Source organism: Micromonospora sp. NPDC002717 (genome assembly GCF_040295705.1).
In the GTDB taxonomy this organism is placed as follows: domain Bacteria; phylum Actinomycetota; class Actinomycetes; order Mycobacteriales; family Micromonosporaceae; genus Micromonospora.
On the sequence record NZ_JBEOVW010000052.1, the window covers coordinates 1 to 25,352 of the forward strand.

General features: G+C 66.9%; 30 protein-coding genes and 1 pseudogene. 12 read left to right on the top strand and 19 right to left on the bottom strand.

Going from position 1 to position 25,352, the window contains the following annotated elements; all coding sequences use genetic code 11:
• Nucleotides 1-292 precede the first annotated feature (292 nt).
• The 4 genes from ABT006_RS33610 to ABT006_RS33625 form a co-directional block, all read right to left on the bottom strand.
• A complete protein-coding gene (locus ABT006_RS33610) occupies nucleotides 293-1,711 on the bottom strand; it encodes an ATP-dependent DNA ligase (protein WP_350712508.1) in 1,419 nt (472 codons plus the stop codon).
• 385 nt (nucleotides 1,712-2,096) lie between these two features.
• Nucleotides 2,097-2,963 carry an alpha/beta fold hydrolase gene (locus ABT006_RS33615; RefSeq protein ID WP_350712509.1) on the bottom strand — a complete coding sequence of 289 codons (867 nt, stop codon included), beginning with the start codon at nucleotides 2,961-2,963 and terminating at the stop codon, nucleotides 2,097-2,099.
• A gap of 316 nt (nucleotides 2,964-3,279) precedes the next feature.
• Entirely contained in the window at nucleotides 3,280-4,485 is a 1,206-nt protein-coding gene (locus ABT006_RS33620; protein ID WP_350712510.1) for a tyrosine-type recombinase/integrase, read from the bottom strand.
• A 512-nt stretch (nucleotides 4,486-4,997) separates the two neighbouring features.
• Complete coding sequence (locus tag ABT006_RS33625) at nucleotides 4,998-6,053, bottom strand: tyrosine-type recombinase/integrase (RefSeq protein ID WP_350712511.1); 1,056 nt, start codon at nucleotides 6,051-6,053, stop codon at nucleotides 4,998-5,000.
• Here ABT006_RS33625 and ABT006_RS33630 point away from each other — a divergent pair.
• Complete coding sequence (locus ABT006_RS33630) at nucleotides 6,052-6,207, top strand: hypothetical protein (RefSeq protein WP_350712512.1); 156 nt, start codon at nucleotides 6,052-6,054, stop codon at nucleotides 6,205-6,207. The two genes, ABT006_RS33625 and ABT006_RS33630, sit on opposite strands and share 2 nt — an antisense overlap.
• A 134-nt stretch (nucleotides 6,208-6,341) precedes the next feature.
• Here the strand turns inward: ABT006_RS33630 and ABT006_RS33635 are convergent, their stop codons facing one another.
• The 4 genes from ABT006_RS33635 to ABT006_RS33650 form a co-directional block, all read right to left on the bottom strand.
• Nucleotides 6,342-6,497, bottom strand: a complete 156-nt coding sequence (locus tag ABT006_RS33635; protein WP_350712513.1) for a hypothetical protein — start codon at nucleotides 6,495-6,497, stop codon at nucleotides 6,342-6,344.
• 668 nt (nucleotides 6,498-7,165) lie between these two features.
• A complete protein-coding gene (locus ABT006_RS33640) occupies nucleotides 7,166-7,630 on the bottom strand; it encodes a DIP1984 family protein (protein ID WP_350712514.1) in 465 nt (154 codons plus the stop codon).
• A 176-nt stretch (nucleotides 7,631-7,806) separates the two neighbouring features.
• Nucleotides 7,807-8,118, bottom strand: a complete 312-nt coding sequence (locus ABT006_RS33645; RefSeq protein WP_350712515.1) for a hypothetical protein — start codon at nucleotides 8,116-8,118, stop codon at nucleotides 7,807-7,809.
• A gap of 42 nt (nucleotides 8,119-8,160) precedes the next feature.
• Nucleotides 8,161-8,301: a hypothetical protein gene (locus ABT006_RS33650; RefSeq protein WP_350712516.1), complete on the bottom strand. Its 141-nt coding sequence runs from the start codon at nucleotides 8,299-8,301 to the stop codon at nucleotides 8,161-8,163.
• 246 nt (nucleotides 8,302-8,547) lie between these two features.
• Between ABT006_RS33650 and ABT006_RS33655 the strand changes: the two genes are divergently transcribed.
• The 4 genes from ABT006_RS33655 to ABT006_RS33670 all read left to right on the top strand — a co-directional run bounded on the left by ABT006_RS33655 (nucleotide 8,548) and on the right by ABT006_RS33670 (nucleotide 10,442).
• On the top strand, nucleotides 8,548-8,739 hold the full coding sequence (locus ABT006_RS33655) for a hypothetical protein (protein ID WP_350712517.1): 192 nt from the start codon (nucleotides 8,548-8,550) through the stop codon (nucleotides 8,737-8,739).
• Between the two features lie 5 nt (nucleotides 8,740-8,744).
• Nucleotides 8,745-8,870, top strand: a complete 126-nt coding sequence (locus ABT006_RS33660; protein WP_350712518.1) for a hypothetical protein — start codon at nucleotides 8,745-8,747, stop codon at nucleotides 8,868-8,870.
• 157 nt (nucleotides 8,871-9,027) lie between these two features.
• Nucleotides 9,028-9,663 carry a hypothetical protein gene (locus ABT006_RS33665; RefSeq protein ID WP_350712519.1) on the top strand — a complete coding sequence of 212 codons (636 nt, stop codon included), beginning with the start codon at nucleotides 9,028-9,030 and terminating at the stop codon, nucleotides 9,661-9,663.
• Nucleotides 9,664-9,698: 35 nt separating this feature from the next.
• Nucleotides 9,699-10,442 carry a DUF4419 domain-containing protein gene (locus tag ABT006_RS33670; RefSeq protein WP_350712520.1) on the top strand — a complete coding sequence of 248 codons (744 nt, stop codon included), beginning with the start codon at nucleotides 9,699-9,701 and terminating at the stop codon, nucleotides 10,440-10,442.
• 30 nt (nucleotides 10,443-10,472) lie between these two features.
• On the opposite strand, the gene ABT006_RS33675 is transcribed toward ABT006_RS33670, so the two are convergent.
• The 5 genes from ABT006_RS33675 to ABT006_RS33695 all read right to left on the bottom strand — a co-directional run bounded on the left by ABT006_RS33675 (nucleotide 10,473) and on the right by ABT006_RS33695 (nucleotide 14,230).
• The gene (locus tag ABT006_RS33675; RefSeq protein ID WP_350712521.1) at nucleotides 10,473-10,643 is read right to left on the bottom strand and encodes a hypothetical protein; all 171 of its coding nucleotides are present in this window, start codon (nucleotides 10,641-10,643) and stop codon (nucleotides 10,473-10,475) included.
• 565 nt (nucleotides 10,644-11,208) lie between these two features.
• On the bottom strand, nucleotides 11,209-12,210 hold the full coding sequence (locus ABT006_RS33680) for a hypothetical protein (RefSeq protein WP_350712522.1): 1,002 nt from the start codon (nucleotides 12,208-12,210) through the stop codon (nucleotides 11,209-11,211).
• Nucleotides 12,211-12,601: 391 nt separating this feature from the next.
• Nucleotides 12,602-13,168 (bottom strand): hypothetical protein, encoded by a 567-nt coding sequence (locus ABT006_RS33685; RefSeq protein ID WP_350712523.1) that lies wholly within the window; start codon nucleotides 13,166-13,168, stop codon nucleotides 12,602-12,604.
• 227 nt (nucleotides 13,169-13,395) lie between these two features.
• Nucleotides 13,396-13,920, bottom strand: coding sequence for an HAD domain-containing protein (locus ABT006_RS33690; RefSeq protein WP_350712535.1), 525 nt, complete (start codon nucleotides 13,918-13,920; stop codon nucleotides 13,396-13,398).
• A 151-nt stretch (nucleotides 13,921-14,071) separates the two neighbouring features.
• Complete coding sequence (locus ABT006_RS33695; protein WP_350712524.1) at nucleotides 14,072-14,230, bottom strand: hypothetical protein; 159 nt, start codon at nucleotides 14,228-14,230, stop codon at nucleotides 14,072-14,074.
• Between the two features lie 44 nt (nucleotides 14,231-14,274).
• Between ABT006_RS33695 and ABT006_RS33700 the strand changes: the two genes are divergently transcribed.
• The 3 genes from ABT006_RS33700 to ABT006_RS33710 all read left to right on the top strand — a co-directional run bounded on the left by ABT006_RS33700 (nucleotide 14,275) and on the right by ABT006_RS33710 (nucleotide 17,520).
• The gene (locus ABT006_RS33700) at nucleotides 14,275-15,486 is read left to right on the top strand and encodes a HEAT repeat domain-containing protein (RefSeq protein WP_350712525.1); all 1,212 of its coding nucleotides are present in this window, start codon (nucleotides 14,275-14,277) and stop codon (nucleotides 15,484-15,486) included.
• Between the two features lie 47 nt (nucleotides 15,487-15,533).
• Nucleotides 15,534-16,157: a metallophosphoesterase family protein gene (locus ABT006_RS33705; protein ID WP_350712526.1), complete on the top strand. Its 624-nt coding sequence runs from the start codon at nucleotides 15,534-15,536 to the stop codon at nucleotides 16,155-16,157.
• Nucleotides 16,158-16,740: 583 nt separating this feature from the next.
• A complete protein-coding gene (locus ABT006_RS33710) occupies nucleotides 16,741-17,520 on the top strand; it encodes an SIR2 family NAD-dependent protein deacylase (RefSeq protein WP_350712527.1) in 780 nt (259 codons plus the stop codon).
• Here the strand turns inward: ABT006_RS33710 and ABT006_RS33715 are convergent.
• Nucleotides 17,487-18,158, bottom strand: a complete 672-nt coding sequence (locus tag ABT006_RS33715; RefSeq protein WP_350712528.1) for a nucleoside monophosphate kinase — start codon at nucleotides 18,156-18,158, stop codon at nucleotides 17,487-17,489. The two genes, ABT006_RS33710 and ABT006_RS33715, sit on opposite strands and share 34 nt — an antisense overlap.
• A 212-nt stretch (nucleotides 18,159-18,370) precedes the next feature.
• Here ABT006_RS33715 and ABT006_RS33720 point away from each other — a divergent pair, with 212 nt between their 5' ends.
• The 3 genes from ABT006_RS33720 (at nucleotide 18,371) to ABT006_RS33730 (ending at nucleotide 21,764) form a co-directional block, all read left to right on the top strand.
• On the top strand, nucleotides 18,371-19,477 hold the full coding sequence (locus ABT006_RS33720) for a hypothetical protein (RefSeq protein ID WP_350712529.1): 1,107 nt from the start codon (nucleotides 18,371-18,373) through the stop codon (nucleotides 19,475-19,477).
• 483 nt (nucleotides 19,478-19,960) lie between these two features.
• The gene (locus ABT006_RS33725; RefSeq protein WP_350712536.1) at nucleotides 19,961-21,226 is read left to right on the top strand and encodes an IS701 family transposase; all 1,266 of its coding nucleotides are present in this window, start codon (nucleotides 19,961-19,963) and stop codon (nucleotides 21,224-21,226) included.
• 55 nt (nucleotides 21,227-21,281) lie between these two features.
• Complete coding sequence (locus tag ABT006_RS33730; protein WP_350712530.1) at nucleotides 21,282-21,764, top strand: hypothetical protein; 483 nt, start codon at nucleotides 21,282-21,284, stop codon at nucleotides 21,762-21,764.
• Nucleotides 21,765-21,784: 20 nt separating this feature from the next.
• Here the strand turns inward: ABT006_RS33730 and ABT006_RS33735 are convergent, their stop codons facing one another.
• Nucleotides 21,785-22,138, bottom strand: a complete 354-nt coding sequence (locus ABT006_RS33735) for a transposase (protein WP_350712537.1) — start codon at nucleotides 22,136-22,138, stop codon at nucleotides 21,785-21,787.
• A gap of 55 nt (nucleotides 22,139-22,193) precedes the next feature.
• On the opposite strand from ABT006_RS33735, the pseudogene ABT006_RS33740 reads away from it, so the two are divergent.
• A pseudogene (locus ABT006_RS33740) lies at nucleotides 22,194-22,335 on the top strand (IS701 family transposase); the annotation flags it as partial.
• A 123-nt stretch (nucleotides 22,336-22,458) separates the two neighbouring features.
• On the opposite strand, the gene ABT006_RS33745 reads toward ABT006_RS33740, so the two are convergent.
• From ABT006_RS33745 to ABT006_RS33760, 4 genes are all read right to left on the bottom strand, one after another.
• Nucleotides 22,459-23,448, bottom strand: a complete 990-nt coding sequence (locus ABT006_RS33745; protein ID WP_350712531.1) for a hypothetical protein — start codon at nucleotides 23,446-23,448, stop codon at nucleotides 22,459-22,461.
• Between the two features lie 235 nt (nucleotides 23,449-23,683).
• Nucleotides 23,684-24,139: a hypothetical protein gene (locus ABT006_RS33750; RefSeq protein ID WP_350712532.1), complete on the bottom strand. Its 456-nt coding sequence runs from the start codon at nucleotides 24,137-24,139 to the stop codon at nucleotides 23,684-23,686.
• Nucleotides 24,140-24,145: 6 nt separating this feature from the next.
• Nucleotides 24,146-24,625, bottom strand: coding sequence for an SMI1/KNR4 family protein (locus ABT006_RS33755; RefSeq protein WP_350712533.1), 480 nt, complete (start codon nucleotides 24,623-24,625; stop codon nucleotides 24,146-24,148).
• A gap of 219 nt (nucleotides 24,626-24,844) precedes the next feature.
• Nucleotides 24,845-25,216: a tyrosine-type recombinase/integrase gene (locus tag ABT006_RS33760; RefSeq protein ID WP_350712534.1), complete on the bottom strand. Its 372-nt coding sequence runs from the start codon at nucleotides 25,214-25,216 to the stop codon at nucleotides 24,845-24,847.
• Nucleotides 25,217-25,352: the final 136 nt, after the last annotated feature.

The window sequence follows — 25,352 nt, forward strand, 5'->3', positions numbered from 1 at the left end:
ATCCTGCACTGGTCGATCTGGCGACGAACATCCCAATCCCGAGCCCGCCGATCCCACTACCAGCGCAGACAGGCCAGGTGACGTTGGAGTACTAGCGCTCGTCGTCACCGTTGGACGGCGCCGCTGTCACGTCGCTCCGTGGAAACGACCCAGCGCGGCATCCCACCGCCGGCAGAATGGTCGTGCCCAGCAGCCCTAGCGAGGTGCAACGGGCGACCCCAGGTTGACACCGGCTCCACCCTGGCGCCTGAGCTCGGGGCGCCGGCCGCGAGTCGGTGGGCAAACCTCGTTTCTACGTCTCGCCGAAGTAGCCCTCCTGCTCACCGAGCAGCAGCGGAACGTCGTACACCGACATGTCCGGGCGAGCCCGGACGGCCCTGACCCGATGACGCCACCGCTGGTGCTCGAACGCCACGTCCGCCTCAATCTCCACCACCACCGTCGGCTCCACCTGCACATACTCCAGCGGCTCCGGCCGGTCCCACTGCCCCGACCACGACGCCGGCAACGGCTGCGGCCACGGATGCACCACAGCTGCCCGCCGATGCCGCCCGAACCGCGGCGGAGACAGCACCGCCTCGAACTCCCGCCGTCCCTCGACGTTGAGCGGGTGCGTGCGGCCGGTATAGCGAAGCCGGCCCGACCGATCAAACCGGCCCAGCAGCAGCGTGTCCGCCTCGCACAAGCTGCCGGTCACCCCGCCGATGATCGCCTCCGTGACGATTCGGGTGCGGTACTTCGACCAGCCGCGACGGCCGGGCAGGTACCGGCCGCCCAGGCGCTTGCTGACCACGCCCTCGATACCCGCCGCGACGGTCCAGTGCATGAGCCAGTCCCCCACCTGCCGCATGTCGGCCGTCTGCGGAGTCAAGGTCAACTGCGCTGGCACGTCGGCGAGCAGCGACTCGAGCCGAGCCCGTCGCTGCGACAGCGGCAGGTCGAGGATCACCCGGCCATCAACGTCCGCGAGCAGATCGAACAGCACGTAGTGGGCGGGGCAGTCATGTGCCAGCCGCAACACGCCGCGGCCGACAGCACACCCTGCAGCCCCATGCATTCGTCGGCGAGTGCCGCAAGCGCACCCTCCTGCTGCAGCAGGCGGGCCGCGGCCTCGGCAATGTTGGTACGTTCGAGGTATCGTGCCTGGTCGCCTAGGCTGTGGGGAAAGCGCCCACAGGGTGTTCTGCGTGCCGAACCATCCGGCCAGCGGCTGGTAGACCCCGAAGACCTCGCTGGCATACGGCAGTGATCCCTTGAAGTCCGACAGCGGCCGTCCGTTGAATGCAGGCCGTCCCGGTATCGGCGCGGTCATGACTTGCACCGGGGCTTGGGTGCCCGTCGGGCTGGTCGCGAAGGCCAGCGGCGTCACGGGCTGCGCGGCAGGCATCTTGACGAGGATGACTTCGCTGCTGGACTCAGCGACGGGCGCGACGAAGGAGATGGTCTGCGTGCCTGCCGGCTGGGCTTGCCGGCCGACGTACTGGCGAGTCGAGTTCGGGACCCGCAGTAGAAAGGTGCCCTGAAGTTCCGGAATTTCCGGGTACAGAGCCGGGTTTCGTACGTCGACATCGCGCGGCAGGCCGAGCGCGATGCTTAGTCCAGCTGGGATCTCCCCCGGCGGACTGGGATCGATCCTGTAGGACCAGAGCCGGAGCGCGGTGTCGCCGCTTGGAAGTGGTGCCTTACCCGTAAAACTTACGACGATCGCCATGCGGTCCCCCGGCTCTGGATGCAACCAGAATAGTCACTCACCGTAATCATGTACGTCCTTGTCGTTGACATTGCGGCTCCTGCCGTTAAGGCGGGACGCGAGGGCGAACGCGACGTTCGCTCGCGAACGTCCCGCGGGAAGCCGCACAACGCGGTCATGACTTCGCCAAGGGCAGCAGAGCCAGCCCCTGGGCCGCGGAGGAACGACTTTGGCCCGTCCGGGGAGCCTGGCAGCCCTTGCGGGGCCTGGCGAGGGGATCCGCCCGGCGTCTCTGACGTAGGCCGGGTTCGGGCCGAGCCCCGAGGTATTCACGTGGTGGGACGAGGAGGACTGGTCCGGCAGCGGACCGCGGGCCATCCTTTGAAGCTCGCGCAAACGTCGCTACTCAAGGGACAGGCACCAGGTTGCCCGAGCTGTCCCGGTGGTAACTGCCCTTGCTTTGCCCATCGATGGATTTGTTCTTGATCCACTGTTCGGAATAGCTGTGCAGGACGTTCCGCTGCTTTTCCCATTGCATAAAGTGTCCGGTGTTGTCGATCGAAATCATCAGCTTGTCAGCGCCCTGAATCGCGGGGTATAGCCATCTGCAGTCGAAGGGGGGCCCCGAGTGCTCCACCTGGGGCGCGGTAGATGAATCAAGTAGTGGCCTGTCGTCAGGCCCTCTCGTAATCACTTGGGTGTCGCTGGTTCCGTACACAATGGCCACTGGTACGTTAGAGCCGAGGTAGTGGTCGCCTTCAACCATGGCCTTGTTCCATCCCCACCACAGCCGCGTCGGGTACCGAAGGACGCCTTCGACTTGGCTACCCCAATCGGCGCCTACCGAGTCGTGCTTCATGATCTGTTTCCAGACCGTGTCTTCGATGTGGGGATCCCGCTGCGCACCAAGTCTTTGGTCGTAGTCCCATGCGGCCACCGTTTCTGGCTTGCCTTGAAGCTTGAGCGGGAAGCCGAACAGTCTAGGTGCCGGGATGGCCGGTTCGTCGCTCAATCCCCATGGCGGGAAGGCGGGTGCGAGCAGGAACAAGCTGCCGACCATTGCCGGCCACTCCATCGCGGTCCGTCCGACGATGAAAGACGCCCCGGAGTAGCCGACGAGATGAATAGGCCCCGTTACGCGAGTCGAGATCCAGTTGAGAACGGTCCAAAGTTCGGCTATCTCGCTGTTCGAGTCGGTCAGGTGACGCGGATACGGATACGGCCGGACGGAAAGAGGCGGGGCGGGAATGGGCCTTCCGTACAGCTTTGACATGTCACTTCTATCCGCATTGAATACGTCATCCATTACAGTGGGTCGCGTCGAGTCGCCGAGCCCTTGAAAGTCCATGTAGAACACACGGACCCCCGAGTCCGCCAAGTGCTCGGCCCACCCTTTGCGACCTGCCCATCCACCGAACACCGGGGCAGCTGGCACGCTCCTGCCAGCCACCATAAGGGCGACGGGAGCCTCTGTTGCTCCCGGCCTGGGGTCATACTCCACCACGGAAAGTTGGACCCGTTGACCCCGGTTCGCATCAAGGGTCGAAAAGTGATCCACAGACCATGATGTAACCGTCACGGCAATCCAATCAAGAGAGCTGGCGTGTCCATCCAATCTTGAATGACCGATCCAGCAGCGGCGAACCACCAGACCAACGGTCACCCAGATGAGCGATTGGCAAAGGGAAGACCCGGCCGTGGCACCTTCGCGCGACTGGAGGATCCGCTATCACTACCGGGGCAACGCGGCCGGCTCGACGCTCCCCGTGGTGGGACTGAGGCCGACAGCCAGGGGCGAGCCAACCCCACTGGCTCGCCCGCCCGCTGCGCCGTGCGGGCCGTCCTACCGCCCGGCGGCTGTCAGCTCCTCGACGCCGAGGAAGTCCCCGACGATCTGCCGCACCGGCTCGTGGTGCCGCCGCGTCGCGTGCACGTACACGTTCATCGTCGTGGTCACGCTGGCGTGCCCGGCCATTGTCCGCAGCGCGCTCGACCACCCACCGCCGGTTCACCTTCCGCAGGACCTGCACGATGGACACCGTGCCCCGCGCGACGTTGACGGCCCGGGGCGGCAGCGCCGACACCTCGCCCCAGCGCAGTCCCGTGGACAGCTTGCACAGCAGCAGGCCCGCCGCCTCCGGGTCGACCGCGTACGCCGCCTCGAGGAACAGCCGGGCCTCGTCCGGGCTCTTCAGGATGTCCCGCTCGGCGCGCGGCCCATCGGGCAGCGGCAGCCCGTCCATCGGGTTCGACGTCCGCACGGCGGGCTCGCCGTCTTCGCCGGGCCGGCACGCCGCCTTGAAGATCGGCACCACCGTCTCGCCGCGGATGTTGGCGATCGTCTTCGCCGAGAGGCCGGCGTCGCGCAGGCCCTGCTGCCACTCGCGCATCTCCCGCCGGGTGATCTCGGCGATCGGCCGGTCTCCGATCCGCGGGTAGACGTGCTTCTCCAGGCGCTCCCGGTACTTGCGCACTGTCTCCGGGTGCGGTTTCACCAGCTGGCCCAGCCACTCCTCGGCGTACGCCCGGAACGTCAGCACGCCCTCGGCCGGCCTCGGCGCCGGGGCGGCCACGCCGGCGGGCACCAGGTGCGCGAACCCGTGCTCGGCCAGCTGCTCCGGCGTCGGCCGGTGGTTGCCGGCGGCGTCGACGAGCGCCTTGAACCGCTTGGCGTCCCCCTGGTAGTCGAACGTCTCGCCGTCCCACGCGCCGTCACGGCGGCCGCCGTCGCGCCACTTCACCCGCCAGCGGGTGGTCTTGCCGTCTCTCGTCTGCCTCTTCTCGATCTGCGCCACCGTTCCTCCACGTGAACGCGGCGGCCTCGACCCGGTGTCCTGCGGCCTCCGCCGCCGACGCACCGATATGCGTAACGGTGGGACCGTAACCGTCTTGATCGCCCGGGCACAAAATCGCCCCGACCTGCGGTGCGGACGGGGCGGCTCAGTGCCAGTGATCCCACGGTGATCCCACGGCGGCAAACAGCCCGAAAAACGATCAAGGCCGCTAACCTGAGTTCTGCCAGGTCAGCGGCCCAAAGCCTGTGTCGTTCGTACTGGTGTCCGAGGGGGATTTGCACACTCCCATGTAGCATCCGTTATACAAACGGGTGCTCATGCGTTAAGTCTAGCACTTCACGATGCGTAACACTACAGGCGTGAGCAGCCCACGCACACTGCGGCGCAACTAATGCAATCAATTCTGCCGCCTCCGCTGGCACAACACGGCGAAGAATCCGGAGTTCTTGAAATTGCCGTGCGGCGCGATGCGGAGCCATTCCCCAGCACGCCGCCCGGGCGGGTCACATAGGCTAATCAGGGCAAGATATCTGTCGCCGGCCGTTGGAGGTATCGCTCGTATTGGCGAATGGGTGTGGCTGTCCGGTCATCGCCGACAGCGCGTCGGCCACGTCGTGAAGGTCAGCTTTGATGTAGGTGCTGGTGGACGATCCTGGGCTGTCGGTGTGACCGGCGTAGGCGCGGGCGACCCCGTAGCCGAAGTGGCGTTCCACCCAGGTAAGCGTGGTGTGCCGCAGCCAGTGGGTGGAGACGCCATGCACGGCGACCCAGGGCAGACGTTCCCCGATGCGCTTCCACAGGTGGTCGTAGCGGCGGCTGCTGATCGGCTGACCATTGCGGTAGCGCAACAGCTGGTCGGTGGGCAGAACGGCGCCGCGGACGCGGGCGTGCTCGTACAGGTGCTCGGCGAGGTCGAGTGTGGCCGGCTGCCACCGCACGACACCGTTCTTCTCGGTCAGGCGCACGAGCCCGTTGGTGCGATCCAGGTCGATGAGCCGCAGTGCGAGGGCACCGCCGCGGCGGCAGGCGCTCTCGGTGTGCAGGCGCAGCAGAAGTGCGTCGAGGATGACGTCGTTGCCGCTGGTCCGCGTCACCGCGTTGATCTCCTCCAGTTCGTGCGGCGTCAAGGCAGGACGCGTGCTCGGGAGGCGGCGGGGTTTGGCGACGCGGTGGGCGGGACTGGCCGAGGCGTCGATCAGGCCGTCGGCGATGGCCCGGGAGTAGAAGGCGCGGGCGGCGGCGATGACGTGCTCGCCGGCGTGCCGGCCGTTGCGGCTGTTACGCCGCGACCGGGCAGTGGCGATCATCTCTTGTTTCATCGCCTCGACGTCGCTGGCCGCAACCGCGTTCACCGGTCGGTCGCCCCAGGCGGCGGCCATCCGCGCCCAGTACGTGCCGTACGTACGCCTCGCGCCCGGGCCCGCCGCCGCGATCACGCGCGGCAGATACTCCGCGACCGTCGGCAGTGTGGCAGCGCCGATGGGCTGGGATTGGAGGTCGGCCAGGGTAACGCCAAGGTGAGTCAGTACCTGTCGGGCTGCGGAAACGGCGGCGGGATCAGCCGACATGGTCGACTCCCGCCACCTCGACGTGCAGGTCGGCGAGCAGGCGAGCGACAGCGCCGACCGGGTGCACAACAACCAGGCCATGGGCGACAAGAGCGGCCAGCAGCACCGGCTCGCCACACCCAATCCCGCACATACGTCGGACGGAAGCAGGTAGGGGCAGCGCACCTCGGCTGCCCACCCTGTGCCGACCGTCGCCAGCCGAGGCAATGACGAGCACCCCTTGGTGCGGCTGAATGCCGAGGCGGTGTCCCGGCTGCCAGCCCAGCCCCTGTAGGAGGTGCTGCGCGGTCACTCGGCCGCAGCGGGATGGGACAGCCATCCCCAGCAGAAGCTCAGAAGCATCGACGACCGCCGGTAGTTGAACTCGGGCGGGTAGTGCCAGCATCGGTACTGGGCGGGGACGTGGATGGGCGGGCAGTGCGGCAGGAACAAGCGGACGGACAAGCTGTTCACCGCTCGATCGGGAAGGTCGTGTCATGGCGGTGACAACCGGGGGGACGACGTCTTGGGCCTCGTCGTTCCCGATGGCCGGGAGTCATCGGTACCGACGCTTACTGCTCCGCGCAGCCACCTCTCAGCCCAACGATCGGGCACTCTCTCGAGACAGCACGTCCCAACCGCGACGAGATCCCCACCGGCTACGCCTGTAACCCCACTGGTTCCACGAGGGCTGGGTGGTACACGTCAGCAGCGGTCAGGTCGAGCCTGTCCAGTTCATCCACGGCGCACCGGGCCGCGACGTCGACGACCGCGTGCACCTCTACGCAACACGGCCGGTAGGCCATGGCCATCGCCAACAGGCCCGGCTGACCCACTGACAGCGGCATTTGGTAGTACGCCCGCCTACGTCAGCGTGTTGCCGGTAGGTGGCGCAGGCCATTGGTATACGGATGCGGAAGTCCCCTGTCCCGCCCTCGCCGTCGTGGATCTGCGCTTGGTGGTGTGCTGTCACCTGTGCGCCGTCACCTGTGCGCCGTGCTGGGCGTGCGCTGTGTGTCAGGGAGTCGAACCCCTACGCCTGCCCTCGGCGCGCCAGGAGTGAACCGGATTACCCGCCGGCTCTCGGGTTCGCGCACGCCTCCACGTCGGCTACCTGCTCCACACCCATGAGCTCAGTCCAGCAGGTCGACCTCCCAGTTCGTCCGCTGAATGAGGGTGTCGACCTCGCGGAGCTGGCGGGCAAGGTCGTCGGCTTGTCCGCGTAGTTCGGCTACCGGCAGCGCCGGGATCATCTTCAGTTCGGACCGCAGCTGCCGGAAACCACGCTGGCCCTCGCCAGCCGCGGCGTCGGCGGCGGACGTGACCAGACTGTGACGCAGACGCAGAACGTCGCGGCGAGCGAGCGCGTCCGTGAGGGTGCCACCTTCGACCGCAGTCGCGGCGTTGGTGCGGTTGATCCGCCGGATCAACGCCTCCAGCTCACCGAGCACCTCGCCAGCCTCGGTGAGCAGAACCGCCGGGTCCTCAGCCGGTGCCTCACCTTCCTGGTAACGCGCGCTCGCGGCGACGCGGGTACGGAGTTGTTCGACGCGACGCGCCGCATCCGCGCGCAGCGCAAGAGCCTCAGCCAGCTTCACGCCGACCAGTATGCCCACCGAAGATCACCACCGCCTCCCGATTTCGTCGGCGCGGACTCGTGAAGACCAAGCCGCGACCGCAGCAGCCAACCCGGCTAGAAGAGGACGCCCCGAGTCGGCCAGCGGAACGTGAGGGAACGGCTCGCGTGTTGTCCCGTATTCGCGCGTAGGAATGCTCAGCAGTCCGGACAGTCGGGTGGCGTTGGCGCCTCCGGGAAGTCGTCGCGTCCGTCCAGCCAGCCGCAAAGCCGTTCAGCCAAAGTGAAGTCTTCGGGGAACAGTGCGTGCTCAAGGCAGCGGACGTTCGGATCCCAGCCCCACATGCGGCCCTCAGGCGTGCCGAAGTCGACCAGGGACCAGATCGCGCAGCCCCAGGCCAGCAGAGGAACGACCGAGGGGGCGTGGTTGGGGCGCTCGCGCCATCTCAGGTACTCCACCAACAGCCGTTCGCTGTCGCTGAAGCTGTAGGTCGTGTCGGTAAGGGACAAGGCCTCGCCCCCTCGGCCGAATCCGCCGTCGGCGACTTCGAGTTAGATCCGCTTGAGCAACGCAGGCATCGCATGCCCAACCGCGGCTTCCAGCTCGTCCACAGCCTCAGGTGGCGCGGGTGGCGGCAGCTCACCGGCCGGAGCATGCTCGCGGATCCGCTGGATGATCCCGTCGTCGGTCATAGCGGCATTGATAGCAACTGCCAGCACCGCCTCCTACATCAGCGCTCGGGCCTTCGGTCTAGTAGAAGATCACGGATGGCTGATCGGATGCTTGTACCCGTGTCAGCCCGTCCGTTGTTGTCGGATGACGTGGTCCTCTGCGGCCTGTCTTGGCTGTACCGAAGGCAGCACGTTAAGCCCTCGATGTGCCCAGCCCCGCCGAGGCCGATCTTGTCTCTGACTCCTCAGGAAACACACAATCCCGACGTGGAAGCCATCGGTTCCCCGCTGTGGGTACTGCTCATAATTGTCACCTGGTCCAGCGTGATCGGCGCGCTCCTCGGCCGGCTCGACCTGCGGGAGGCTGCGCCAGGGGCATCGCCGTGGCGGCTGTGGGGAGCAGGCCTCCTGGCTTGGTCTTCGCCCGTGGCGCTGGTTGCCGGTTTCCTCCTCGCATAGACGCCGTGGGCATCTACCCGATGGTCCTGCTGCCGCTGAGACCGCTGATCGCCACGGCATTGACCGTGCTGGGTTCGCGCGGACGCGCCGAGGATCTGGCATCTGGGACGCCTCGGCGGCTCAAGCTGTGATGCCTTCTGCCCAGCCGCAAGGCCGAGCGAAGCGCCACTCGGAGCGCATCTCCTCGTCGGGCAGTGGTAGGCCGGCGTCTGCCTCCCGTGGAAGGTGGCCGCCAGGTCTACCCATCCCCTCGTACCGCCGGGCCAGGTCGCCGGGCATGATGTCGTCGTGTCGGACGCGGAGACGGTCACCGCAACGATGCTTTCGGTGCGGCGATACGGCTGGGTGGCCGTGCTGGCAGCCTGGCTCGGGGTGACCTGGATCGAGCTGGCTAACCTGCAGAACGCCTCCCTCCTGCTGTTCGTGGTTCCCCCGTTCGAACTAGCCGTGTGGCTCAGCGCCATCGCCCTGACAGTGCGACTGGCATACCGCGCCCCGGCCAGACGTTCGACGGCGCTCACCACCGCGGCGCTCCTCCTGGTGACCTGCGCCTGGTTCACCAACTGGGGGCTGTTCCATCCCGCGTCGTACTGGGCCACGCACCGCTGGGCGTTCAACGCGGTGGCCGACGGTGTCAGGGAGGGGCGGATCGGCACGTCCCGCGACTATTACGGCGAGTTCCTCCCCCTGCACCTTCGGGACCTGTCCACCAACGGCCGCGCGGCGGTCGTTGGCAGCCAGGACGGCAAGCCTGTGCTGTTCCTGCCCCAATGGGTCGGCATCCCCGACGACGCCGGCGGATACGTCTACCTCGACGCCACACCCCGCCCCGACCTGCTCATCGACCTCTTCGGCGAACCCGCCCGGGTCGCCGGTGGACAGCACCTCGGCGACGGCTGGTGGTACGTCCTGCCCGGGGATTGACAACACCTGAGGCATACCTTCGCGGCGAGGGTGTGGTGGACCAGCCGAACCCGCTACTGGAGTTACCCATCGACGAGCCGCGCGACGCGACCGCCGACGGCCGCGGCTTCTACCGCGGTGCCGGCATCCGCACCGACCAGGTACCCGCGACGTTGTCGCGGGCGACAGTCAACGTCAACGACCAGGTGGCGGGCGACAACCGGGCGGTGGCACTGCACGCCGGCCTGGTCGGCGTCGCCCAAGACGACGACGGCGGACTGCGGCCGGTGGCCGGCTGGTACCTCGCACCGGCGACGGTCGAGATCGACGACGTGATCGACCGGATCGTGCGCGACCACGACACCACGCCGCCGCAGCCCATGAGCCTGTTCGACGCGCCCGCCGAGATCGTGGCGCTCTACCGGCGCATCGGCTCCGCGACGCTGTTCCACACGTGGCGGCTGCTGCCGGTGGCCGAGCACCGCCGCGTTTATCGAGGCCACGAGGACCCGTCGCTCTTGACGATCATCGACCTTGCCGACGGCCGGAGCGTCTGCGCGGCCCTCGACAACGAAACGCAGTCGACCCACTGGGTCCTCTGCCGCGTCGAGGAGGTGGCGGCCGAACGGTCCGACGAGTTCGACGACCGATTCCGCCTGGTCGACGAGCCCGCCGACGTCCCGGTATACGGCACCTCGCTCGCGCAGCTGCTCGACGCCGCCCTCGACTCCGACGGCGACATCACCCACCTCGAAACCGGCCGGCTCGATCAACTGGACCGACCCACCGGTCGTCCATGACACGCCACCCGCAACTCGGCACGACCGCGGCTACGCCAGGCCCAGATTCCGTGGCACATTGCGAACCCACTCGCCGGTGCCCGGCTCCTCCAGGTCATATGCGACCGCGATGCGCGAAATGGCTGCGCCGAAGTTGCGCCACTCCTCGTCGCTCATCTCGCTGAGCCGGTAGGCGATCTCTTCCAGCGCGTTGGTAGCCATGTACGCCTGCGAGTCAAGCTCGAGGAGGACCTTGAGGGCTGCGATAGCTCATAACAGCGCGCCAACGACCATGTCGCTCATCGCGCCTTCATTCACGACCGCACTCGCCGTGCGGGAGGGACGCAGCGAGCACGTGCCCGGGACTACACCACCGACATCACGTCGGCCCTCCTAACTGCGAGTCCACTCGCAAAGTGCGACATCGTGTCGCAACGGCAGTTCCGGATGCCGATACAGTCCGATGCTTCGGGTGGCGGGTGCTACCGGCAGAGCCAGAAACCGTCCCCGTCGTGACGGATCACGTCTCCATCCGGCTGGCGGACGAAGACCGCTGCGCCCTCAACCCATACATACTGCCCAGGGCGTAGGAATAGAGGAGACGGAAGTTCCACTGCCCAGTCGTCAGCCTCAACCAGGGTCACGATTGTCAGCCGGCTCACGGGTGCAGGGTCGGTTCGGACAGCTCCGGTGGAGTCATCACCTCGACCGAGCTGCACCTGCATGGCCCGAGATTACCGGGCCCGAGATGCCATACTCCTCGGACGGACCCGGATGCCAACTCAATCTATGTCTCGTATGGGTCCCAGTAGGCGGCGTAGCGCAGCAGCGAGCGGGCCAGGTCTGGGTGGGCCGCCGCCCACCGGGTGTCGAAGAGGAACCACTGGTCAAACCCGAAGAAGCCGTCGATGTACCGGGCGACCTGCGCGATGTGCAGATCGACCCGGATCAGCGACTCGGTGGGCCGCTCCGCGGGCAGCAGTTCCAGCATCTCCCGGTGGATCGTGTCATGCGCGCACGCTCGGTCGAGGCCGGCGGGCGATGGGGCGTATCCGGACAGCCGGGCGTAGCGCTCCAGTGCCGGGCCGACGTCCTCGTCTCCGGGGGCGACGAGGGCCCGCAGCAGCCGGGCGTCATGGGGCCAGCGGTGGGCGTCAGGGTCGTCGACGCCGTGCAGGTGGGCGGCGAGGTCCGGCAGGGTCAGGCCGGGAAAGACGATGGCGCCGGCCAAGTCCAGGTTCGTCCGATAGGTATCGGGCGATTTCCAGCACAGGCGGACCGAGAAGACGGACTCCGGCCTGGGCGGGGCCAGCCGGACGGTACGGACCGGTACGCCATGGTCGAAGACCGCGCCGGGCGCGGCCGTGCTGGCAGGCAGGGGCCAGGTGTCGTGCAGCAGGAACGCAAGCCGATCGGGCGACGCGGCGGCGGCCTCGTCGTCGATGAAGTAGTAGGCGAGGTCCACCTCGTCGTCATCGGTACGCACTCGCAGGGCGTGCTCGCCGAGCCGGATGAAGGTGGCCTCGTCGTCACCTTCCACCCACAGGTATTCGTTCAGCAATTCGCGCAGTTCGTCGACGGACTCCGGCCGGGGCAGGTTCCGCTCGCGGACCTCCTCGAAGATCGACTCCAAGCCGTAGACGTTGCCGCCCAGCTCGCTGTCGATCCATGCGTACGGGTCGTCGTGCTCCCAGCCGCGGCGGAACCAGTCGAGCACGGTCACGTCGGGCACGGTGACCACCCGCTTGCTGAACGGCGATTCCTCCCGCCACCGGCACACGAAGTACATGCGGCGACTCTAGGCAGGCGGTCCGACAGGATGCGTGCTGCGGCGACGGGCAACGACCGGCCCGGAGCACGGCGGGCAGCTGCTGTACCCGACCGAGCCGGACCGCGACGGCGGCCGCACTGGCCATCGAGTGCGCCGCACGTCCGCCGGCACCTCCGCGAGGGCCGGTCCATCACGCGGAAGGCCTCCGCGACTGCCCCTCATTAATCGATAGGCATGAAGGTGGCACTGCGGCAGATACCGATGCCGTTGAGTGCTGAGCGGGTCGTGTGTGACGGACCCGTCCGCGACGCGTTTTGTATCCGGCTTGCCGCAGTCCGAAGCAGATCGGCATCATGCCGTCGTAGGGTCGGACTGGATCTGGGAGCTGCGAGTGCGGACGGCGGCAGCTTCACCAGTGGCTGACAACGATGCCGGTACGACCGCCGAGAGCGGCGCGGATGTCTGTGGTGAACGCGGGTGATAGCGGCGGCCAGTTGTGGAAAGTAGCGGCGGGAGCGCCGATGAGTACGCTGAACTGACTGGTCCAATCACCCACCAACCCGCTCCAGCCGCACCGGTCGCACGTGAACAGCGGCTCCCGGCCGGCGGTCAACCACTCCTCCAGCCAATCGCCATAGGAGTCGGTGCAGGCCATCGGTACGTCGGCCGCGCAATGAGCGCATCGCGGTGCCTGATCGTTCTCCACAGGGTGGTAGACATCGCGATCGCCGCAGATGTCGACGCCGTTGTTCGCCGTATCGAGGAAGGCGTCAAACCAGTCGACCGGCGCGACGACTGCCGTACGCGCGGCGGGACCGGGCTTCCACTCGCTTGGCTGCCACAACGCATCACGACGGTCGTTGGGGAGAATCACTCCGCGGGCAAGCAGGAGGTCCTGCACGCCGACGATGATCTCCTCGCGCTCCGCCGACGAGGCGCCGTCCAGTCGGACCGCAGTCACGCTGTGCTCACTCACCGTGGACCTCCTCCTAGCCCGTCGGCCGCATGTCTTCACCGCGGGGTATTAGTCCCACATCTTCTGGTGTCCTCGGCTATGTACCGGCATGCACCGGAACTCGCGTGCATCGGCGTCTCTCCCTTGTTGCTTCACCTGGCGCACAACTCTCGGATGGCCGGAAGGCGTTCGCGCCGTGGCCGCCCACTCCGCGCGACGCTCGATCGGCGACATGAACGTGCAGGTGATCAAGCGGCGCCGTCAAGCTGCCCGAGCCATCGGCGGACCGCCGAGAAGTCCGCTTCGGCCAGGCCCACGTATGGGTCGACACGTTGCAGCAGCGCCCCCACCGAGTGGTGTGCCGCTACCCATCGCCGGTCAGCATCCGTTATCTCATCATCAAGCCAGACGAATGGGCGGCCGGCTGCCCACCGGGTAAGGAATACGGTCTTCCAGTGCAGACCGTGCTCCGGATCCTCGTCGCCGTCCGGCCACTCGACGACCGGCAAGTCCGGAAGCCCGAGCCGTGGCGAGATGACCTCGTTCGCCTCCGCCATCCAAGTCGTCGCCCAAACCAACTGGCATCCCAGTGCCAACAGCCTCCGCCCGTCATCCGGGTCAAGCCGATCGAGTAGAGGGTTGCCAGTATCGCCCAGCGGCTGCACGGCGGCACCGCCCAAAGAACGCTCGCGGCTAACCGGCCGGGCTTTGAACGGGATCAACGGTCCGTCAACATCGACGAAGACCAAGGGGCTGTTGGCAAGGCCGGCCATCACCCTCGAACCGTATCGTGGGCCTACCCCGGCTGAGCCAGGTGCGCGCACTCTTCCCTGAAGGACCGGCTGTTCGCTGCACGCACCCCTAGTAACGGACGCCCGGTCAGCGGCAGATCCAGACACGCACGGCTTGTTGCTCTGCGAGTCGCTACAGCAGGTCGAGCAGCGTCTCTATCCGTACGGCCAGCACCAGATCCATGGTGCCTTCGACGCGGACACTGACCGACGCGCTCCGCGCAGCACCTCTCAGCCCAATGATCGGGCCCCTCTCGAGGAACCCGACGTGGCTGATGGCTGCAGCGATCATCGAGGGGTACCCCATGACGGCGCACCTCGTGGAGAATGCGGCGGGTGCGACTTGATCTGGACAGCATCGACTGGGTGTCGTTGACGCACGCGTACGGAAGTGCCGAGGACGTGCCTGGCCTCATCCGTGATCTGCGGTCATCCGACGCCGAGGTCCGTAGCGCGGCAATGTACGAGCTGTACGGCAACATCTACCACCAGGGCACCCGCTACGAGGCCAGCGCATACGCCGTCCCCTTCCTGCTGGAACTGCTGGCCGACCCCGCCACGCCCGCCCGGCACGAGGTCATTCAGCTGCTCTCCTGCCTCGCTGTCGGTTACACGCCTTACGACATACCCGCCAGCGGCTTCCCCATCGCCGAAATCCGCAACGACGTGGCCCAAGTCCCCGAGGAGACCTGGCGCCGCTGGTCGCAAGCGATGAAGGACTGGTACGAGGTCGTTAGTACAGGGCACAGGCAGCCGCTTCCGCTCACCAAGCCCGAGCGGCGCCTGTTCGAAACCCGACACGCGCTCGCCGCGTACGATGCCGTCCGGGCCGGCGTCCCGCTGCTGTTGACATGCCTGGCTGACCCAGACCCCGAGGTGGTCGGGGAGGCGATCCATGCCTTGGCCTGGTTTTCGGAGAAGATGACGTCGATCCGCCCCCGCCTGCTCGAAATCGCCTCCGACGACCAGCGCCCGACGCAGATAGTGGGAGCAGCGCTGATCGCGTTAGGACTGGTCGGCGGTACGTTGATGCAGCCGGTAGCGGACCTGCTCGACAGGAACCTTGCAGGTACAGATCCCGACTTGAGATGGGCGGCTGCTGTGGCGTGGGCACAGCTGGCCGGTGAAGAGGTGCCGGACTCGGCAATAGCCGAACTACGCGGATGGGCAGCCATTCGCCAACAGGACACCGGGCAGACAACCTGGGGAGCGAGCCCCAGCTACCTGGCACTCGAAGTGCTCGACGCCTCCGCCGCGCCGGTGGCCGAGGAGGTACGGTCGGACCTCGTTGCGGCGGTGCTCGCCGAGCAACCCAAGTCGAACTGGCACAACCATTTCAACGTGGTGCTGGGGTACGCGTTTCCGCAGATGGAATCGGATCACGGCCGCAGCTTCGAGGAACTGACGGCGGCGCAGCGGGCGGCGGTCGCCTGGCTCATCGATAACCCGCATGTGTTCGGCTCTTCGGGGCCTCAAGGCCCGCTCCGCCAACACGGCCTGCCGACGACTCACGAGGCGCTACGCACTTACGCCGGCCTGGACGGGTAACAAACACAGCGGGTTGGCTGGACAGCGGATTGCCGGGATAGATCCGCTTGAGCAACGCAGGCATCGGATGCCCGAACACGGCTTCCAGCTCAGCCACGGCCCTCAGGCGGTGCGGGTGGATCCCACCGCCGGAGCGCCTCGCCGTGGTCCTCACCGGCGACCTCTACTGCGCTCCCACCGCCGACTGCCGGGGTGCCTCCGGCGAGGTCGCCGACGTGTGGTGGGCCTTGGCCTCCGTCGGCTGCCGGTTAATCGTCGGCGTGGCCGGCAACCACGACGTCATCGCGGGTGACCAACTCGCCGAACTAGGCCCGGCGGCGGCGCTACTCGACGGAGACTGGATCGACCATGGCGGGGTGCGCTTCGCCGGCGTCGGCAACATCGTCGGCGACCCGCGGCGGCCTGGCCGCCGCAGGGAACAGACGCAGCTGGCCCGCCTCGGCGCCGCGCTCACCGGCTGCCCCTCCGTACTCGTTCTACATGAAGGGCCGCCGGGCGAGCACCTCGACCAGCCCGGCAACCCCGTCATCGGCGCCCACCTACGCGAGCATCCACCGAGCTTGACCGTGTGCGGGCATGTCCACTGGGAAACGCCCCTGGCCCGACTCGGCGCTGCACACGTGCTCAACGTCGATGGCCGGGCCATCGTCCTGACGCCGCAACCCGATTGACGACCAATCCATCCGACACGACTGCGGACCATGGCATCACCGCCAGTCTGCTCGTCCGCGTCCCGCTCGCTCGATGTCGACAGGGGAACCGCGCCGAGGCAGACCGACGCAGCGCGACCGGCACGCCGAGACCCAGCGCGGCGGCTCCCTCGACCTTGGCCTCCCGCCGGGACGCGCTGTACACGAAACCGCAGCGGGGGTCGCCGAGGATCCGATCATGTGGAGCAGCGCCACCCGTCCCGGACGCGGGTCTGTGGGGATCGCTTCAGCTGTCCCACGGCCAGACGGATTCGTGGCCATTGCTGCTCGGAGAGTTCGTACGAGCCCGGCAGCCCATGGACGACCGGTGAAATCGACCCGGGTCTCAGCAAGTCCAGGCCCGGGCGATCATGACGCCGACGTAGCGGCAGTCCGCTCATCGGCCATGACCGAAGTCGAGACGCCCTACCGGCGGCAAGTAAGTGCACCACGCCCTGCTGCGACGTGTGGTGAATGTTGTGGCGGATCAACCTGTGCACGGAGTCCGGCGCGGAAGGGTAAATGGGTTCGTGCCGACCGTGTCCGCCGCCTACCATCGGCGGTCATGGCCATGAGTTGGGCGGACGGGGTGACCCGGGTGGCGATACTTACCGGAGCCGGCATCTCGACCGACTCCGGTATCCCCGACTACCGCGGACCCTCGGGCGTGTGGACCCGCGACCCGGCGCTGGTCAAGGCGTTCACCTACGACTCGTTCATGGCCGCGCCGACGGTGCGGGCAAGGTTCTGGCAGACCTATCTCGAGCACGCCGCGTGGCGGGCCGAGCCCAACGCGGCGCACTATGCGCTCGCCGACCTGGAGCGCACCGGGGTCGCGGTGCGCCTCCTCACGCAAAACGTCGACGGATTGCACCAGAAGGCGGGCTCCAGTCCGCGTAAGGTACTCGAACTGCACGGCACGATGCGCGAGGTGGTCTGCACCGGTTGTCGCATGCGCGCGCCGAGCGAACAGACGTTGGCGCGAGTGGCGGCCGGCGACGGCGACCCTCGGTGCACCGACTGCGGCAACATTCTCAAGCTTGCCGTGGTGCTGTTCGGGGAGCGCCTCGACCCGGTTACGGTCAGCCACGCCGAGCGGATCGCCGCGAATAGCCAGCTTATGCTCGCGGTCGGCAGTTCGCTGCAGGTCGAGCCGGTTGCCTCCCTGTGCTCCGTGGCGGTCAATGCAGGTAGTCGGTTGATAATCGTCAACCGTGACCCAACCCCGTACGACGACCTTGCCGTTGAGGTGATTCGCGAGTCGATCGGTACGGCACTACCCCGGATCTGCGCCGCCCTCGGCTCGGCCGCTCAGGGCACCTCCGGCACGCCGGTCACACAGTAGCCGCCGGCGGCTACCAAGGTCTCTCGCAGGGCGCGGCCGACGGGAATGACCGCATCCGCCGAACGCGCTGATCGCGGCAGATCAGTACACCGTCTGGGGTCTGACGGCCTCGCAACGGACACGATTGCCTGCAGCTCGGCAACGAGATCCTCGACCGATGCAGGCTGTTGTACTACGTGAAACGTATCGGACGCATGATAGAAGACCCGCACTGGAGCTATGCGCAGCCGGTGCTCGGCGAGAATCTGCGGAATCTGGTCGCGCTTCGCGGCCAGCCGCCAGTCCTGGTCGACGCGGCCTTCATCGAGCATCACCTGAATGACGGTATCCGGTGCGTGTCCGTGTTCGGCCAGTAGTTCGGCGTGGCGAATAGTGCGTGGGTAGCCGAACAGCAGCCAGCAGCCCGGCGACCCGGCCAACGTGTCCGCGACGAACTCGCCCAACACCTCGTCCGGTACCAGCTCGCCGGCCTGCATATGGTTCGCGAACCGCCAGCCCCAGGCCGTGGCGCCCTGCACTGCCGCTCGGCATAGGTCCCCCACGTTGTGCGCTTGGAGCCCCATGGCCTCGCCGAGCAGCATCGCGGCGCCCCAAGCGTCGAACACGCCGGGCTCGGCGATGACAGCAATCTTCCGCACGCCTCCACCCTCCAAGATCCAAAGAGCGCAGATTGTCGACCGCTCGTCGACGTTCTCCGGCGCTAGGCTGATCCCCGGCGACGATGCGGCCGCCATACGTTACTGCTTCGACACGACCCCGGGCGCCGGCTCTGTCCGAGTGTGGTGACACTGTGTAACACGCGGTCGGCGGCAGATCCGGATATTGCATCGGAGCGATTTATGCTTCGTCGGTGCGACGCGGAAATTTCCTGGCACAGACCGACTGGTCCGTGGTCGAGCACGCGTACGCCGGGGATCCCGACGTGCCCTCGTCGCCGGAGATTCTCGCGGCGTTGCTGGATGAGGACGGCGGCCGTCAGGGCATGGCGCTGCTAGACCTCCACAACGTCGTCCACCACCAGGGCGGCATCTATAGTGCGACGGCACCGGCGGTGCACTTCGTCGCCGCGGTGCTCGACGATCCCCGCACGTTGACGCTGGTTTCGCCCAGACGTGGCCGCCGTGACGTCAGGGTGCCGCTGCGGGCCGCCCTGCTGGACTGGCTGACGTCGGTCATGCAGCACATCACAGAGCCAGACGAGCGCCGGCGGGGCTTCCCGGCTGACGTCGCCGCGTGCCGTGCCGCCCGCCCGTCCGTTTACCGCACTGCGTACGCGATGCGCACCGACCCCGACCCAGCGGTCGCCTCCGAAGCACTGGGCACGATGCTCGCCTGTCTGCTCGACGCCCCGGAACTCGCGCATCATCGAGCCGAGGCCGCTGCGTGGTCGCATGGCCACGCCCTCGCCGGCCTCGACAAGCACCCCAGGGTGATGGCGGTCATGAGCCTACAATCGTGGGGGTACGACACGACAGCAGTCATGGAGACGGATCCGGATCCGGTGGTACGGGCAGCCGCCGCGCTCTCGCCTGCAAATGCGGGCAGCATCCAAGGCACCCGGGCGCTGCTCGAAGTGCTGTCGACGCCGTCCGCCGCCATGCGGTGCAAGCGCAACTACCCGCACTTCGGTCCGATCTTCATGTTCAACTTCCTGCCGGCAGCCATCCACCGGGCGACATTGGACCACCTGGTCCCTGTCCTGGACGTTCTCCTTACCAGCGCGCCTCCCATCATCTACGTCGGCGACTGGGGCGCGCGGCTGCGCATGAAGGCATTCCCGGACGGCTTTCCGCCCGTCGAGCCGCTCACCACCGCCCAGCGAACACTGCTGGACGTGATCGCGGAACACTGCTTCGGCACGAACTCCCCACGCATGTGGTCCGGTGGCGACGCCCGGATGGCGCTGCGCGACCTCGTGCCGGAAGGCGCGGTCTTCGACGGCGACTTAACGGCCTGATCAGCGGGCTTGGCGACACCGCGAAAGCGGGTCACGATGCGGCTCAAACCGTGTCGCCCCTCGGAGCCGCTGGTTCCTCCCCTTCATCTCGATTTCAAACCGCTAGGTCCACGCCGGCTCCAGGCCGACTACTGACCACTGGCAACGCTCCTGCGTCACGGCGAATCCCAGCATCAGTAACCTTGATCAGCTGCGCTGATCTCGACAGTTCAGGATGCCGGCGGGTCAGGCAGGCTGTCACCGAGCTGACGACTCACCGACGGCCCTTTGCGCACGATCGGCGGCATGAGAGTGTGATCGGGCATGCACCGGCGCAATGCCTAGTACGGCAGCCGCCGTTTGAGATCTTGCTGCTGGGGCGGGGTGGACGCGAGACGGCCACCGCGTGATCGTCTGTGCGTTGTGGACACAACATCAGATCTTGCGGTGGCCGTGTGTCACAGCGTAGCCGTTGCTCGGTGGGAGCAGGTGCTGGCCGGGGTGCTGGGGTGCTTTGCGGGCCGGTTCGGGCGGGTCGAGCCGCGTCGCGTGGCAGCTGAGTTCGTGACCGGGCTGCTGGCCGACCTTGAGGTGAAGACGTGCTGGCAGTTGGCGGAGCAGGCCGGACACGCCCGGCCGGATGCGATGCAGCGGCTGCTGTACCGGGCGGTGTGGGACGCCGACGCCGTCCGTGACGACCTGCGGCAGCTGATCGCCGACCGATTCGGTGGCCCGGACGCGGTCCTGGTGGTCGACGAGACCGGCGATCTGAAGAAGGGCAGGCATTCGGTCGGGGTGCAGCGGCAGTACAGCGGCACCGCAGGGCGGATCGAGAACAGCCAGGTAGGGGTGTTCCTGGGCTACGCCGGCTCCGACGGGCACACCCTGATCGACCGCAGGGTCTACCTACCGGCGTCGTGGACGGACGACCGGGATCGGTGCCAGGCCGCCGGCGTGCCCGACGAGATCGGATTCGCCACCAAGCCGGAGCTGGCCGCCGACATGATCACCACCGCCCTGGACGCCGGCGTCCCGGCAGGGTGGGCCGCCGCGGACGAGGCTTACGGCAACAACGCCGTCTTCCGCGCTGGCCTGCGCGGGCACGGGCTCGGCTACGTCCTCGCGGTGTCCTGCAGCCACTTGATCCCGCTCGACGGCGGCAAGACCCGGGTCCGCGCCGACCGGGTGGCCGCTGAACTCCCCGACTCGGCGTGGCAGCGCCGATCGGCTGGCGCCGGATCGAAGGGCCCGCGCTTCTACGACTGGGCCTGGCTGCACGACGTGTGCACCGACGCCGACCCCGACGACGGCGGCCGGCACAGCCTGCTGATCCGCCGCAACACCACCACCGGTGAACTGGCCTTCTACCGCTGCTGGACCCCACGCCCGGCCAGCCTCGCTCAACTCGTCCGCGTCGCGGGCATCCGCTGGACCGTCGAAGAGAGCTTCCAGGCAGCCAAAAGCCAGGTCGGCCTCGACCAACACCAGGTCCGCCGCTGGGACTCCTGGCACCGATTCACCACCCTCGCCCTGGCCGCCCTCGCCGTCCTGGCGATCTGCGCAGCCGACGCGGCCCACCACGACCCGACCAACACCGGACTGATCAAGCTGACGGTCAACGAGGTCCCCCGCCTCATCAACGCCTGCATCATCCGCCCGATCAACGACCTCACCCACCGTTTGCGCTGGTCAAGGTTCCGGCGACGCCATCAAGCCCGAGCCCGACAATCCCACTACACACGCCGACTCAACCTTGAATTCCAACCATGATCTCAAACGGCAGCTGCCGTACTAGAGTGGTGAATCCAAACTCTAGGAGGCGTTCGTGGCGGATCCATATCGACTTCTCGATGAAATCGAAGAGGGTTTTGTCCGGAAGGAGGATCAGCACCGGATGCTTCAGGCGCTAGTGGAACACGAAGGGGAGCTGAAGGAAGAGTTCAACAGAACACTCTCCTGCGGCTACCCGCCGGCAGCCAGGCTGCTTGTGATAGAAGCGGACACGTTCCAGATCGGCGTGGGCTTCACGGTGTCTTTGTACAGCGATCCCTATACGCCGGTGCCGTCAGGAGATCTGGCCGGTTCGGGAAGCGTCACATTGCACCGCCACTTGGACAAGGGTGCCCTCAAGGAGGCGGGGGTTATCGGAAACTATGTAGTGCTCGGCGCGGAGTTGTTCACCCTATGGATGGCAAGAATGGTCCCGGAGCTTTCCGGCTACAAAGAGTTCCCTCTGCGTATCGGGCTTAGGTTTCGTGGTGAATCCGAGTGCTATGACGTGATCACCGAAGAACCGATCGATATGTAAGTGCCCGTTGAAGGACCACGTCAGCCGGTGCTGACGGCCGCGGGTTGAAAGCGGCCGGTGCGGTGGTAGCACATCAGGCGTCGGGTTATGACGATGACCAGACCATGGCCCACTAAAACCATCGCGGCGTGGTGCTCGGGATGGCGCTCGTAGTCGCGGACTGTACGCCGGCAGCGGGTGATCCACGACAGGGTCCTATCCACCACCCACCTGCGGTGAAGGACCTGGAACCCGACATGGTCGGCGGGCTTGCGCACGATCTCCACCGCCAGACCGAGCACCTCGGTCGCCCAGTCGACGAGCTGGCCCGCGTATCCGGCGTCGGCCCAGACCATGGCCACCCGCGTGAAGCAGGTGCGCAGGGCCCACAGCAGCGCGCGGGCGGCAACTGGCCTTTATCGCTGCTGGACCCCGAAGCCGGCCACCCTCGCCCAGCTCGTGCGGGTCGCGGGCATCCGTTGGACCGTTGAAGAGAGCTCCCAAGCCGCCAAGAGTCAGGTCGGCCTGGACCAGCACCAGGGTTCGCCGCTGGGACTCCTGGCACCGGTTCACCACCCTTGCCCTGGCAGCCACCTTGCAGCCCTCGCTGTACTGGCGATCTGCGCCGCCGACGCGGCCCACCACGACCCGACGACACTGGACGCGCCGCCTCAACCTCAAACTTCAGCACTGATCACGAACGACGGCTGCCGTACTAGGCGTCGATTTCATACCGGTACCAACGCCGGGCGTCCCCATCCACCTGCAGCCACAGCATCCCGTCGCGGCCGACCTTTCCACGCCCCCAACCTGACGGCCGTCGGCCGTCCGGCAGCATCAAGTGCTCGCGTCCCTTCTCGAGAACGGCCTGTCCTTCTCGGTGGGCTCGGCGGATTTCCCAGAGGAACTCGCCGTCCGTCCGGCGCTGGTCGAAAAAGGCGAGCTCGGAGCCGGCGACGGCCAGGCCACTGCATCTCGTGACCGTGTTCGGCGTAACCGCCCGGATACCATTCGGGTCGAGCTGGACCAGAGGAAAGTCAGGGTAAGGACAGGCATGGACCCGCTCCCGGCCGACATTCAGCGCGTAGCAGTCGCACCAGGCCACTTCCGGGGTGTCGGATGACACCATCCGAGGCTCGCCTCCGTTGTTGTCCCAGCGCGCCAGACCGATCATGAACCCGTACGAGCGGGTGCCGTCCGGGTTGGCGGACCAGTAGCTCGACTCGTCGAAGTAACTGGTCCAGATGTAGCCGTGGGGATCCGTCACGAGCTGCTCGATGCCGTCGCCGGCGTAGAAGGCTGCCTGGGTCTGACCGCGGCTGTCGAACACCCGGAGGTTCGCGGTGAGGTGAAGTTCGTGCTCGGGCACCGGCTCCCCGTAGCGCTCGTGGGAGACACCCGGCGGGTCGCAGCGAGCGGACAGCACGACGCCGTCGCCGAGCGTGTCGATGCCAGTGAACCAGAGGTCGAGATTGTTCAGCGGGATCTCGCGAACCTCGGCCCCATGACAGATGAGGGCGGTGGCATCGTAACGCGGCGGTGGACAGAGCTCGGAGAAGTGTGGGACAGGGACGAAGCCTTGGACGGGATCGGCGACCAGTGCGACGACCCGACCGAGGTGGTCGATGGTGGAGGCTATGACCTCGAGATGGGAGTAACGGTCGGGAAGCGTCGCGTGGAGCGCGAGCCGGCGGTCAGTGGCCATAGGCCTTTCTGGTCGTCATGGTCTGATGATCGCATGGCCCGACGCAGTGCCTCCACGCCCGGCCGTCCCTCGACAGGCTCTCACGGCTCTGGCCGATGCCAACGCCCTCCGTGCGGCAGAAAGAGTAACCGGATCTTGGAGTCTTTGCGGCAACGGTCGTAGGCGTGGTCGGCGAACAGTGCCGGTCGCCGGCGGGGTCGGCCGTGACGGCTGCGGACCCGCGGGATCGTGTGGATCAGTACGAGTGGCCGAGCATCCTCTGGATGGTGTCATACACCGAGCGGTCTTCCTCCACTCTCAGGTGATTGCCGAGTGTCTGGCGTAGCTGGGGGCTCAGCTGCCTTCCCTGGGGTGTGTTCGTGGTCATGAGGATGGCCGCGAGAGATCGAACGCCGGGTACCGGATCTGCGAGTGCTGCGGGCAGGCGATCGCGGCCGTGTTCGCCTTGGGCAGACAGAGCACGCAAGATCGTTTCCCTCACGGCCGCGTGCGGTTCCGTCGACAGCGCCTGTGCCAGGACATCGGGGAGCGATGCACTTGGCGCTGGGTACGTGATGAACGTGCACGCGGCAGCACGCCGTCGTGTTGCGAGTGCGCCGTTCAGCAGCGTGGCCACGAGCGCTGCTTCGTCGCCGGCCATCTGGTCTGCGAACCAGGTCAGATCACGATGTCCGGTCAGAGTGAAGTCCAACCAGCGCTAATACCAGGCGAGGAAGTCCGGGTCGGTGTGGAAGTGAGGCGCGAAGAAGCCCTCGGCGTTGACCTCGACCAGACGGCCGCGGCCGGATCCGGTGACGACAAGCAGAGTGAAATCGCTGCATCCTCGGTAGACGACCGCGATCGCGCCCGAAAAAGCGGGCGTCACGCCGCCGTGCCCACCGGCAGGCCATGCGGCGATGTACACGTCAGGAACGAAGGGAAATGGCTCGGCGAGCTTCCCGTTGACTCCCGCGTCCCCGGACACCCACCGTTCCATGGGCAGCAGTCCATACGTCGGGCCGTAGCCGCCATGGCCGATGTGGGTGACGAACTGGCGGAACTCCTCCGGCATCCGGGTACCGTGTAGTTCCTCGAAGTCTGAGACTTGCTGCTCAGTGAGCACGGGGCCGAGAACGGCCTTCTCCGCTGGGGGCAAAGCTGCGAGTTTGACCTGAATCCGGGCGATCCTGTCGTCCACCGATACTTCTTGTCATGTCAGAGGGCCGTTCAAACTCAAGGCGTCAGCCTAGCGCACACCCTGATACACCGACTGACATCATCGCTACCGAACCGGGCCAAAGATCGTCGGAACTCCAGCTTTCGCCCTGAGGTCCCCGGCTCACGAAGTCTTTGACCAGTGTGAGCATCGGTCACCACGATCAGGTGCAGTGTTCTCGGCAGAGCCGTGAGCGGCTGATCATATTCCAGAGGCCATGAAGGCAGCGAGGATGTAGTTGGGGTGCCGATCGAAGTTTTTACGGGCGCGGTCGTAGCGCATGGTGGTTCGCGGGTCGGCGTGGCGGGCGGCGATCTGCACGTCGCGCAGGCTGACGCCGGCGTCGAGCATGGTGGTCACGAAGGTGTGCCGCAGCATATGTGGATACATCCTCGGCATCCGGATCCCCGCCGTGTGGGCCAACGCTTCGGAGTGTAACGAGCTCAAAGTCGGGTCAGGCCCGGTCGGCGGGGGCATCCCACCAGAATCTCGGCCTGCCGGTAACGGGTCGCTCGGGATCTGCTGGTGCGGCGGGTTGCCGACCTCTTCGGGCCGCTCCTGGTTGGTCGCCATCCCAGAGATCGATCAGTGACGGACATCGGACGATTGGGAGTCTAAAGGACGTCTCGTAACTCGGTGAAGGCGTTGCCCGGCAACGGTGTTGGTGTCACCCCGCGAGGATGATGTTGTGGAGGTGGGCGATGCCGGA

Excerpts from the sequence above, each read along its gene's own strand:
- ABT006_RS33610 (WP_350712508.1), bottom strand. The coding sequence starts at position 1,711 with ATGGCGATCGTCGTAAGTTTTACGGGTAAGGCACCACTTCCAAGCGGC.
- ABT006_RS33615 (WP_350712509.1), bottom strand. The coding sequence starts at position 2,963 with ATGTCAAAGCTGTACGGAAGGCCCATTCCCGCCCCGCCTCTTTCCGTC.
- ABT006_RS33630 (WP_350712512.1), top strand. The coding sequence starts at position 6,052 with ATGGTCGACTCCCGCCACCTCGACGTGCAGGTCGGCGAGCAGGCGAGC.
- ABT006_RS33625 (WP_350712511.1), bottom strand. The coding sequence starts at position 6,053 with ATGTCGGCTGATCCCGCCGCCGTTTCCGCAGCCCGACAGGTACTGACT.
- ABT006_RS33650 (WP_350712516.1), bottom strand. The coding sequence starts at position 8,301 with ATGACCGACGACGGGATCATCCAGCGGATCCGCGAGCATGCTCCGGCC.
- ABT006_RS33675 (WP_350712521.1), bottom strand. The coding sequence starts at position 10,643 with ATGGCTACCAACGCGCTGGAAGAGATCGCCTACCGGCTCAGCGAGATG.
- ABT006_RS33680 (WP_350712522.1), bottom strand. The coding sequence starts at position 12,210 with ATGTACTTCGTGTGCCGGTGGCGGGAGGAATCGCCGTTCAGCAAGCGG.
- ABT006_RS33690 (WP_350712535.1), bottom strand. The coding sequence starts at position 13,920 with ATGGCCGGCCTTGCCAACAGCCCCTTGGTCTTCGTCGATGTTGACGGA.
- ABT006_RS33695 (WP_350712524.1), bottom strand. The coding sequence starts at position 14,230 with ATGATCGCTGCAGCCATCAGCCACGTCGGGTTCCTCGAGAGGGGCCCG.
- ABT006_RS33710 (WP_350712527.1), top strand. The coding sequence starts at position 16,741 with ATGGCCATGAGTTGGGCGGACGGGGTGACCCGGGTGGCGATACTTACC.
- ABT006_RS33745 (WP_350712531.1), bottom strand. The coding sequence starts at position 23,448 with ATGGCCACTGACCGCCGGCTCGCGCTCCACGCGACGCTTCCCGACCGT.
- ABT006_RS33760 (WP_350712534.1), bottom strand. The coding sequence starts at position 25,216 with ATGGCGACCAACCAGGAGCGGCCCGAAGAGGTCGGCAACCCGCCGCAC.